The sequence below is a fragment of the Streptomyces nigrescens genome (genome assembly GCF_027626975.1).
GTDB classification, from domain to species: domain Bacteria; phylum Actinomycetota; class Actinomycetes; order Streptomycetales; family Streptomycetaceae; genus Streptomyces; species Streptomyces nigrescens.
Map to the genome: position 1 here is coordinate 8,713,301 of NZ_CP114203.1, position 11,965 is coordinate 8,725,265.

Consider the following 11,965-nt stretch of genomic DNA (forward strand, 5'->3'; position numbering starts at 1 on the left):
GGTCCGGGGAAGGGAGCTGAACTGTGAGCGAGGGAAAGCTCCGCGACTATCTGAAGCGGGTGACAGCGGATCTCCACCGCACGGGCAAGCGTCTGCGGGAGATGGAGACCCGCGAACGCGAGCCCATCGCGATCGTGGCCATGAGCTGCCGCTACCCCGGCGGAGTGCGCTCGCCGGAGGACCTCTGGCAGCTGGTCACCAACGGCACTGACGGCATCACGCCGTTCCCGGAGGACCGCGGCTGGCACGTGGACTCCCTCTACCACCCGGACCCCGCCCACCCCGGCACCTGCTACACCCGGGAAGGCGGCTTCCTCCACGACGCCGCCGACTTCGACCCGGACTTCTTCGCCATGTCGCCCCGCGAGGCGCTGGCGACCGACCCACAGCAGCGCCTGCTCCTCGAAACGTCCTGGGAGGCCTTCGAACGGGCAGGACTGCGGCGGCAGACGCTCAAGGGCAGCTCCACCGGGGTCTTCGTCGGCGTCATGTACAACGACTACGGCTCGCGGTTCACCGAGCCGCCCGCCGGCCTCGAAGGACACCTGGGCAACGGCAGCGCCGCCAGCATCGCCTCCGGCCGGATCGCCTACACCTTCGGCCTCGAAGGCCCGGCGGTGACCGTCGACACCGCCTGCTCCTCCTCACTGGTCTCCCTGCATCTGGCCTGCAACGCGCTGCGCCAGGGGGAGTGCTCCCTCGCCCTCGCCGGCGGCGTGACGGTGATGTCCACCCCCGTCACCTTCCTGGAGTTCAGCCGCCAGCGCGGGCTGTCCGCCGACGGCCGCTGCAAGGCCTTCTCCGACGACTCCGACGGCACGGGCTGGGGCGAGGGCGCCGGCCTGCTCCTGCTCGAACGGCTCTCCGACGCCCGCCGCAACGGCCGTCGCATCCTCGGGCTCGTACGGGGCACCGCCGTCAACCAGGACGGGGCGAGCAGCGGACTGACCGCCCCCAACGGACCGTCCCAGCAGCGGGTCATCCGCGCGGCGCTCACCGCCGCGGGACTGACCGCGTCCGACGTGGACGCCGTGGAGGCGCACGGCACCGGCACCACCCTCGGCGACCCCATCGAGGCGCAGGCGCTGCTGGCCACCTACGGCCAGGAACGGGAAGCCGGCCACCCGCTGTGGCTCGGCACGGTCAAATCCAACATCGGCCACACCCAGGCCGCGGCCGGTGTCGCCGGAGTCATCAAAATGGTGCAGGCGATGCGGCACGGTGTGCTGCCCCGCACCCTGCACGCCGAGCGGCCCTCCACCCACGTCGACTGGAGCGAGGGCGATGTCCGGCTGCTCAGCGACGCCGTCGACTGGCCCGACACCGACCGGCCACGGCGCGCCGGGGTCTCGGCCTTCGGGGTCAGCGGGACCAACGCCCACGCCGTGCTCGAACAGGCCCCGCCCGCCGGAACGGAGCCGCAGGCCCCCGGCACCGACGCGGCGGAGCCCGAACGGCCCGTGGAACACCCCGGCCAGGCGCCGCGGCCCGCCGCGCCGCTCCCGGTGGTGCCCTGGGTGCTCTCCGCCCGCAGCGAACCGGCCCTCAGGGCGCAGGCGGATCAACTGCTCGTCCACGCAGGCGAGTTGACCGAGGCCGTCGGCGTCGTGCAGATCGGCGCTTCGCTGGCCACCACCCGTACCGCCTTCGAGGAACGCGCGGTGGTGCTGGGCGAGAACCGCGAGGAACTGCTGCAGCGACTCGCCCGGTTCGCGCAGGGCGACGACACCGCAGCCGTCCGGGGAACGGCCGGCCGCGGCAAGACGGCTTTCCTCTTCGCGGGCCAGGGAGCCCAGCGCCTCGGAATGGGCCGTGACCTCCACACGGCGTTCCCCGTCTTCGCGGAGGCCTTCGACGAGATCTGCGCCCATCTCGACCCGGAGCTGCCCCAGCCGCTCGCTGACGTCGTCTTCGGGCGGGACGCGGCCGCGCTGGACCGGACCGGCTTCACCCAGCCCGCCCTGTTCGCCTTCGAGGTGGCACTCTTCCGGCTCGTCGAATCCTGGGGCCTCGTGCCCGATTTCCTGCTCGGCCACTCCATCGGGGAGCTGGCCGCCGCGCACGCCGCCGGTGTCCTCTCGCTCCCGGACGCCTGCCGGCTCGTGGCCGCCCGCGGCCGCCTGATGCAGGAACTGCCGCCCGGGGGCGCGATGTTCTCCCTCCGGGCCGCCGAGGACGAGGTACTGCCGCTGCTGGCCGACGCCGGCGAACGGCTTAGCATCGCCGCCGTCAACGGGCCCCGGATGACCGTCGTGGCAGGCGACGAGGACACACTCGCCCGGCTCGTCCGGCACTTCGAGCAGCAGGGCGGCAAGGCGAAACGACTCCGGGTCAGCCATGCCTTCCACTCTCCGCTGATGGACCCCATGCTCGCCGAATTCCGCGCGGTGGCAGAGGATGTGACGTTGCATCAGCCGAGCCTCCCGGTCATCTCCAATGTGACCGGGGAGCCGGCCACCGACCTGGGGACCGCCGACTACTGGGTGCGGCACGTACGAGAGGCCGTACGGTTCGCGGACGGCGTCCGGGCACTGGAGCGGCGCGGCGTCACCCGCTTCCTCGAAATCGGCCCCGACGCCACCCTCACCGCCCTGGCCCAGGGCTGCCTCGACGCGGACACCGGCCACCTTCTCGTACCCGCCCTGCGCAAGGAGCGGGCCGAAACCCACAGCGTCCTCACTGCCCTGAGCGCGCTGCACACCCGCGGCGCGAGCCCCGACTGGGACCGGCTCTTCCCCGCCGCCGACCGTGTCGACCTGCCCACCTACGCCTTTCAACGCGAGCGCTACTGGCTGGCTCCTGAGGCGGCCACCGCGCACCGCAAGGGCGAACACCCCCTGCTTCCGACGGCCATCACGCTGGCGGACCGCGGCGCCGTCGTCTCCACCGGACGTCTCACACCCTCCGCACACCCCTGGCTCGCCGACCGGGCGGCCGACGGCCCTGTCCAGCTCCCCACGAGCGCCTACCTCGACCTCGCCCTGCACCTCGGCGCGGTCGCCGGCTGCGAGCACCTCGCCGAACTCAGGGTGGACGCCCCCCTCGTCCTGCCCGAGCGGTCCGCCGTCGAGATCCAGGTGGTGCTCGACGCCGCCGGGGAACCGGATGGGCAGCGCACCCTCACCGTGCACGCCCGTCCCGCCGACCGGCCGGACGACGAGACTCCGTGGACCCGGCACGCCCACGGTGTGCTCACCGCGCAGCCGCCCCCACTTCCCGGCCACGACCTGCGGACCTGGCCGCCCGCCGACGCCCGGCCCGTCGACACGGACCCCCTCCGCGCGGCGCGGGCGGACGACGCGGCGCCGCACGGCCTCCCGTCCGGCGGGCCGGGAAGCGTCTGGCGGCAGGGCGACACGGTGTTCACCGAGGCCGCACTGCCCGAGGAGTACCGCGGCGACGCGGCCCGGTTCGCCCTCCACCCGGCGCTGCTCGACGCCGTGCTCCAGGCGCTCCCGGCGGCGGGACACCCCGGCGCCGTCGCCGTGTCCTGGCGCGACTGCGTGCTGCACGCGGTGGCCGCGGAATCGGTGCGCGCCCGCCTCGCGCCCGCTGACGACGGCGGTCTGGACATCCACCTCACCGACGAACTCGGCGAACCGGTCGCCTCGTTCGGCTCCGTCACGCCCGTACCCGCCACCGAGTTCGGGCCGCCGCAGGACACCGACGGCCGCGACGATCTCTTCACCGTCGAGTGGACCGGGCTACGGCCGCCCACCCCGCAGCAGCGGCCCTGCCGGGTCGCCGTCCTCGGTGTGGAAGGGGCCGGGGCCGAAGCGGAAGGGGCCGGGGCCGACGCGGACGAACCCACTTTCCACGGTGAACTGGACGCGCTCGCCACGGCCGTGGAACAGGGCGCCGAAGCCCCCGACCTCGTCGTCGTCCCCTGGCGGACCGCCGACGTGGCCCCGGCCGCCGAGTCCGGTGAACCGGCTGACGCCGTCCACACCTCGGTCGTGCACGCCCTGACACTGCTCCAGGCCTGGCTCCGCCTGCCAGGCCTCGCCGGCGCACGTCTGGTCTTCCTCACCCGGGGCGCCGTCGCCACCTCCCCGGACGAGACCGTCAAGGACCTGCCCGCCGCCGCGGTGTGGGGCCTGGTGCGCTCGGCGCAGTCGGAGAACCCCGACCGCTTCCTGCTCGTGGACGTGGACGTGGACGCCGACACCGAGGGCGACGCCGACACCGACGCCGACGGCGATGCCCTGCCCACCGCAGTGGTCAGCGCGGCCGTGGAGTCGGGGGAGACCCAGCTCGCCGTCCGCGCCGCGCGCATCCTGGCCCCTCGTCTGACTCGGCTTCCCCAGCCCTCCCGGACCACCGAGCACCCCACAGCCGCAGCCCGTTTCGACGCGTTCCGCACCGTTCTGGTGACCGGGGCCACCGGGACCGTGGGCGCCGCCGTGACCCGACACCTGGTGACCGGACACGGCGTACGGCATCTGCTGCTCGTCGGACGGCGCGGGACCGCCGCGCCCGGCGCCGTCCAACTGGCAGCAGAATTGCGTGAGTTGGGCGCCCGGGTGACTCTCGCCGCCTGCGACGTCGCCGATCGCGCGGCCCTGGCCGACCTGCTGGCCGCCCTCCCCGAAGCACACCCCTTGGGGGCGGTCGTGCACGCCGCAGGTGTGCTCGACGACGGGGTGGTCTCCTCCCTCACCCCCGAGCGGATGGCCACCGTCCTGCGCCCCAAGGCCGATGCCGCGGTCAACCTCGACCGGCTCACCCGGGACCTCGATCTCTCGGCCTTCGTCCTGTTCTCCTCGGCGGCCGCCACCTTCGGCGGTCCCGGCCAGGGCAACTACGCCGCCGGCAATGCCTTCCTGGAAGCGCTCGCCCACCGCCGCCGCGCCGAGGGCCGCCCGGCCCTCGCCGTCGGCTGGGGAATGTGGGCGGAGCGCAGCGAGATGAGCGCCCGCCTGGACGAGACGGACCGGCGGCGGATGGACCGGGGCGGCGTCGGTGCGCTGTCCACCGAGGCGGCACTCGACTTGTTCGACCGCTGTCTGTCCCAGGACCGGGCGGTACCGGTCCCGGTGCCGCTCGATGTCGCCGCGATCCGCAGGAGCGGCACTGTGGTTGCCCCCCTGCTCCGGGAACTCGCCGGCCGTCCCGCCAAGCGGACCGCGGCCCCGGCGCGCGGACCGGGCACGGGCGCCGGGGCCTCGGCGGCCCAGGCGCTGGCCGCCCTGGCACCGGAAGAGCGCCACGCCCAGGTCCTCGACCTCGTACGCACCGAGATCGCCGCCGTCCTCGGCCACAGGGCGGCGGGCCGGGTCGACGCGGACCGGGCCTTCGAGGACCTCGGCCTGGACTCCCTGACCGCCCTCGAACTGCGCAATGCGCTCGGCCGCCGGACCGGACTCCGGTTGTCGGCCACCCTGGTCTTCGACCACCCCACGCCCTCGGCCGTCGCCACCTACCTGATAGCCGAACTGCTCGGCAATAACCGGGAGTTGACCGCAGCCGGGGCCGACGCCACGACAGCCGGTGAGCCCGTCGCCATCGTGGCGATGAGCTGCCGCTTCCCGGGCGGCATCCGGACACCGGACGCGTTCTGGGAGTTCCTGGCCGCCGGCGGCGACGCCATCGGGGAGTTCCCCGAAGACCGTGGCTGGGACACCGCGGCGCTGTACGACCCCGACCCGGAGCACGAGGGAACGACCTACACCCGCCGGGGCGGCTTCCTCACCGAAGTCGACCGCTTCGACGCCGGATTCTTCGGCGTCTCGCCCCGCGAGGCCCTCGCCATGGACCCGCAGCAGCGGATCCTGCTGGAGGTCTGCTGGGAGGCGTTCGAGCGGGCCGGGATCGACCCGCTGTCCCTGCGCGGCAGCCGTACGGGCGTCTACGCCGGCACCAACGGGCAGGACTACACCACCGTCCTGGGCAACGCCGCCGAGGCTGTGGGCGGATACCTGGGAACGGGCAACGCGGCGAGCGTGGTCTCCGGCCGGATCGCCTACTCGTTCGGCCTCGAAGGCCCGGCCGTCACCGTCGACACGGCATGCTCCTCCTCCCTCGTCGCCCTGCACTGGGCCGTACGCGCGCTCCAGTCGGGGGAGTGCTCGCTCGCCCTGGCGGGCGGTGTCACGGTGATGTCGACCCCTGCCGCGTTCCTGGAGTTCAGCCGCCAGCGCGGGCTGTCCGCCGACGGCCGCTGCAAGGCGTTCGCCGACGGTGCCGACGGCACCGGCTGGGGCGAGGGTGCCGGGATGCTGCTGGTCGAGCGGCTGTCCGACGCCCGGCGCAACGGACACCCGGTACTGGCCGTCATCCGCGGCAGCGCCATCAACTCTGACGGCGCGAGCAACGGCCTCACGGCGCCCAACGGCCCCTCCCAGCAACGGGTGATCAGGGCGGCGCTCGCCGACGCCCGGCTCACGGCCGGTGAGGTCGACGCCGTCGAAGCACATGGCACCGGCACCACCCTCGGCGATCCGATCGAGGCACAGGCGCTCCTCGCCACCTACGGCCAGGAGCGCCCCGCGGATCGGCCGCTCCGGCTCGGGTCGGTGAAGTCCAACATCGGGCACACCCAGGCCGCGTCCGGCGTGGCCGGAGTGATCAAAATGGTGCAGGCCATGCGCCACGGCCTGCTGCCGCGGACGCTGCACATCGATGCGCCCTCGTCCCACGTGGACTGGGCCGAAGGCGCCGTGGAACTGCTGGCCGCCCCCCTCCCGTGGCCCGATCACGGGCGCCCCCGCAGAGCCGGGGTCTCCTCCTTCGGCTTCAGCGGCACCAACGCGCACCTCATCCTCGAACAGGCCACCCCGGAACTCGAACCGGCCGCCCCGGAACCGGCCGAGCCCGCCGAACCGGCGGACGGCGCGAAGCCGGACGCACAGGACGCCGCCGACGCCACCCGGCTGCCGGTCGTATGGCCGCTGTCCGCCCGCAGCCCCGAGGCCCTCCGCGCCCTGGCCACGGCCCTGCACGCACACGCCGAACGCCACGAGGACCTGCCCGTCGCAGCCGTCGGCCACGCCCTGGCCACCACCCGCGCCTCCTTCGAGCACCGCGCGGTCGCCCACGGCACCGACCGTGCCACCCTGCTGTCCGCCCTGGACGGACTGGCCTCCGGCGAGGAGCCGGCCACCGGAGCCGCCCACGGCGTGGTCCGTCCCGGCGCATCCACCGCCTTCCTGTTCACCGGGCAGGGCGCACAACGGGCCGGAATGGGAAGGGAGTTGTACGAGGGCTTCCCGGTGTTTGCCCAGGCCCTCGACGAGGTCTGCGAGCACTTCGCCGACCCTCTCGACCGTCCGCTGCGCGACGTCATGTTCCACGACCCCGACGGTCTGCTCCACCGCACGGAGTACACCCAGCCCGCGCTCTTCGCCATGGAGACCGCCCTCCACCGCCTCGTGGAAAGCACCGGCCTGCGCGCCGACTACCTGCTGGGCCATTCCATCGGCGAGGTGACCGCCGCGCAGATCGCCGGGGTGTTCTCCCTGCCCGACGCCTGTGCCCTGGTCGCCGCCCGCGGCCGGCTCATGCAGGAGCTCCCGGAGACCGGCGCCATGGTCGCGCTCCAGGCGACGGAGGCCGAGGTGCTGCCGCTGCTCGACGGACTCGGTCAGCAGGTGTGCATCGCCGCCGTCAACGGCCCCGACTCCGTGGTGATCTCCGGCGACCGTCCCGCGGTGACCCGGATCGCCGAACGGCTGGCCGCCGACGGCCGCCGGACCAAACAGCTCCGGGTCAGCCATGCCTTCCACTCACCGCACATGGACCCGATGCTCGCCGCGTTCCGCACGGTCGCCGAGGCGCTCACCTACCACGAGCCGCGCATCCCCGTGGTGTCCAACCTGACCGGCGAGGTCGCCACCGAACTGGACCTCCCCGACTACTGGGTGCGCCAGGTGCGGGGCGCCGTCCGTTTCCACGACGGCATCCGCGGACTCGCCGAGCAGGGCGTACAGCGCTATGTCGAACTCGGCCCCGACGGCACCCTCTCCGCCATGGCAGCCGGCTGCCTGCCCCCCGACTCCACCGGCACGGCCGTCATCCCGCTGCTCCGCGACCGGACCTCCGAGTCCCGCTCGCTGCTGGACGGCCTCGCCCGCGCCCATGTCCACGGCGCGGACCTCGACTGGTCCGCCGTCGCCAACGCCCGCCCCGGACGCCCGGCCGTCACCGACCTGCCCACCTACCCCTTCCAGCGGCAGCGCTACTGGCCGACCCCGCGCGCCCTCGCCACCGCGGGAATCAGCCCGGCCGGCCACCCGCTGCTGAGCGCGGCCGTCGAACTCGCCGACGGCAGCCGCCTGTTCACCAGCCGGCTCTCGGTACGCGACCAGCCGTGGCTCGCCGACCACGCCCTCGCGGGCACCGCTGTCGTCCCCGGCACGGCCTTCCTCGAACTCGCGCTCCTGGCGGGCGACCGGGCCGACTGCCCCCACGTCGAGGACCTCACCCTGGTCAGCCCCCTCATCCTCCCCGAGCGGGACACGATGGACCTGCAGGCGGTCCTCGGCGCCGACGACGGCCAGGGCCGCCGGCCGTTCACCGTCCATGCCCGCCACGTCGACCCGGCCCCCGGAGAGCCCTGGACGCTGCACGCCACCGGTACCCTCTCCGCAGCCCACCCGGAGCCCACGGCACCGGCCCCGTCGGCATGGCCGCCCGCCGGCTCCGAGCCACTCCCGGTCGAGGACCTCTATGAGCGACTGAGCGCGGGCGGGTTCGACTACGGACCGCTCTTCCAAGGACTGCGTGCCGCCTGGCGCCACGGCGACCAGGTACTCGCCGAGGTGACCCTGCCCCAGCCCGCACACCAGGACGCGGACCGTTTCGCGCTCCACCCGGCGCTGCTCGACGCCGCTCTGCACGCGTCCGCATTCCTGCCGACGGAGGACACCGAGAGCGGACGACTGCCCTTTTCCTGGCGCGGAGTGCGGCTCCACGCCACCGGGGCGAAGCAGCTGCGGGTCCGCTGCGACCTGTCCGCACCCGGCACCGTGGCCCTCACCCTCGCCGACGCGGAAGGCCGGCCCGTCGCCGACATCGAGGCACTGACGCTGCGCGAGATGTCCACCGACCGGATCGCGCTCTCCGCCCGGCCCTCCGATCCCCTCTACCACCTTGACTGGCCCGTGGCCCCTCTGCCCACGACGCCGCCCGAGGAGCCGGCCCGCCTCCTCGTCCTGGACAGCGAGGCCCTCGCCGCCGGCCTGGAGGGCGCGGGCCACACCGTGACCCGGCTGACCGGTCCGGCCGATCTCCACGAGACCGCCGGCACCGTCCTCGTGGAACTCCCCGCCGCCGACCCGCACGAGGCGGCGACCGGCGCACTCGCACTGGTCCAGCGGTGGCTGACGGACCCGCCCGCCACCGCCCGCCTCGTCTTCGTCACCCGGGCAGCCGTCGACGCCCCCGGCACCACCCACCACGATCCTGCCGCCGCCCCCATCTGGGGGCTGGTGCGCTCGGCGCAGTCCGAGCACCCCGGCCGGTTCGTCCTCGCCGACCTCGACGGCCAGGACACCTCGTACGCCGCGCTGCCCGCCGCGCTGGCCACCCACGAGCCCCAATTCGCCGTCCGCGGCGGCACCGTGCATCTGCCGAAGGTCGCCCCGATCCACGCCGGCACCGCGTTGCGCGAGCCCGCCGAGGGCACCTGCTGGCGCCTCGGCATGACCGGCAAGGGCACTCTCGATCACCTCACGCTCATGCCCCACGACGACGCCGCACGACCGCTGGGACGGGGCGAAGTGCGCATCGCGGTGCGGGCGGCCGGGGTGAACTTCCGCGATGTGCTGAACGTTCTCGGCATGTACCCGGGAGATGCGGGGGCCTTCGGTCTGGAGGGTGCGGGGGTGGTCACCGAGACCGGCCCCGATGTCCTCGGGTTCGCCCCGGGGGACCGGGTGATGGGGTTGTTCCCGTCCGCGTTCGGTCCGGTGGCGGTGGCTGATGAGCGGATGCTGGTACGGGTTCCGGAGGGCTGGTCCTTCGCGCAGGCGGCGTCCGCTCCGGTGGTCTTCCTGACGGCGTACTACGCACTGGCCGAGCTCGGTGACCTCCAGGCCGGCGAGTCGGTCCTCGTGCATGCCGCCGCGGGTGGTGTGGGCATGGCCGCCGTGCAGGTGGCGCGCCACTTGGGTGCAGAGGTCTTCGGCACCGCGAGCCCGGGGAAGTGGGACACCTTGCGGGAACTGGGTCTGGGCGAGGCGCGTATCGCTTCCTCGCGTGATCTGGACTTCGAGCGGTCGTTCCTCGAGGCGACCGGTGGCCGTGGTGTGGATCTGGTGCTGGACTCCCTGGCAAAGGAGTTCGTCGACGCCTCGCTGCGACTGCTGCCCCGGGGCGGCCGTTTCCTGGAGATGGGCAAGACCGACATCCGTGAGCCGGAGCAGGTGGCCGCCGAGCACGAGGGCGTCCGCTACCAGGCCTTCGATCTGATCGAGGCCGGTCCGGACCGGATCCGGGAGATGTTCGCGCAGGTCCGTGAGCTGTTCGACCAAGGTGTGCTGAAGCCGTTGCCGGTGACCGCGTGGGACGTGCGGCGGGCTCCTGAGGCCTTCCGCCACCTCAGCCAGGCCAAGCACATCGGCAAGGTCGTACTGACGATGCCGGTTGCGCTCGATCCGGCCGGAACGGTACTGATCACTGGCGGGACGGGTGGTCTGGGTGCGCTGGTGGCCCGGCATCTGGTCGCCGAGCACGGCATACGCCATCTCCTGTTGGCCAGTCGTCGGGGACCGCAGGCTCCCGGCGTGGACGCCCTGGTGGAGGAGCTGACGGGTCTGGGCGCCGAGGTCGAGGTCGTGGCGTGCGATGTGTCCGACCGCGAGGCGCTGAGCGGTCTGCTGGATGCGATACCGAAGCAGCACCCCCTCACCGCCGTCGTGCACACCGCAGGCGTACTCGACGACACCGTCGTCACCTCGCTCACCCCGCAGCGGCTGTCCGCGGTCCTGCGCCCCAAGGCCGATGCGACGGTCCATCTGCATGAGCTCACCCGTGACGAGGACCTGGCGGCGTTCCTCGTCTTCTCCTCGACCGCCGGTGTGTTCGGCGCTCCCGGCCAGGCCAACTACGCCGCCGCCAACGCCTTCTGTGACACCTTCGTCGCCGGGCGCCGGGCCGCCGGGCTGCCCGCCACCTCGCTCGCCTGGGGGCCGTGGTCCCGGACGACGGGCATGACCAGCGGACTCACCGAAGCCGATCTGCACCGCATGGCACGCGCGGGCCTGCCCGCACTGCCCCCCGACCGCGGGCTCGCCCTCCACGACGCGGCGCTCGGCCGGCCCGAGGCGGCCCTGCTGCCGATGCTGGTCGACCGCCGCGCCCTGGGCTCGGGCGGACCCGTACCATCGCTGCTGAGCGGCCTCCTGCCGACCGCACCTCGCCGGACGGCGGCCGCGGATCCGACGGCACCGGCCGGAACGGGCTCCGCCGGGACACTGACCCGCACGCTCGCCACCCTGAACCGCGACGAGGCGCACCATGCCGTGCTCGACGTGGTGTGCACCCAGGTCGCTGCCGTACTCGGTCATGCCTCCGCGGCCGAGGTCGGTGACCAGCAGTCGTTCAAGGACCTCGGCTTCGACTCGCTGACCGCGGTGGAGCTGCGCAACCGGCTCGGTACCGCGACCGGAGCCCTGCTGCCCGCCACGCTCGTCTTCGACCACCCCACACCGCTGGCCCTCGCCGACCACCTGTGCGCGGAGCTCGCCCCCGGTCCTCCCGCGGGGCAAGCCGCCGCACCGGAGGACGACGCAGCGGTACGTGAGGCCCTGGCCGCCATCCCCCTCGAACGCCTGCGGGCGGCCGGACTGCTCGACGACCTGCTGGCGCTGGCACAGCCGACGACGACCGGCACCGTCCGCGAGGGCGGCGTCGACTCCGCCCCCGCACCGGACGCCATCGAGAGCATGGAAGTCGACGACCTCGTGCGCCTCGCGTTCGGCGCAGCGGACGGCTGAGCACCGCCGCCACGACGCACCCCCACCTG

Annotated in this window: 1 pseudogene; it reads left to right on the forward strand. The window is 73.7% G+C overall.

Annotation, left to right across the window (positions count from 1 at the left end):
* Window positions 1-62 precede the first annotated feature (62 nt).
* Window positions 63-11,936 (forward strand): annotated as a pseudogene (locus STRNI_RS37950) (SDR family NAD(P)-dependent oxidoreductase); the annotation flags it as partial.
* Window positions 11,937-11,965 lie beyond the last annotated feature (29 nt).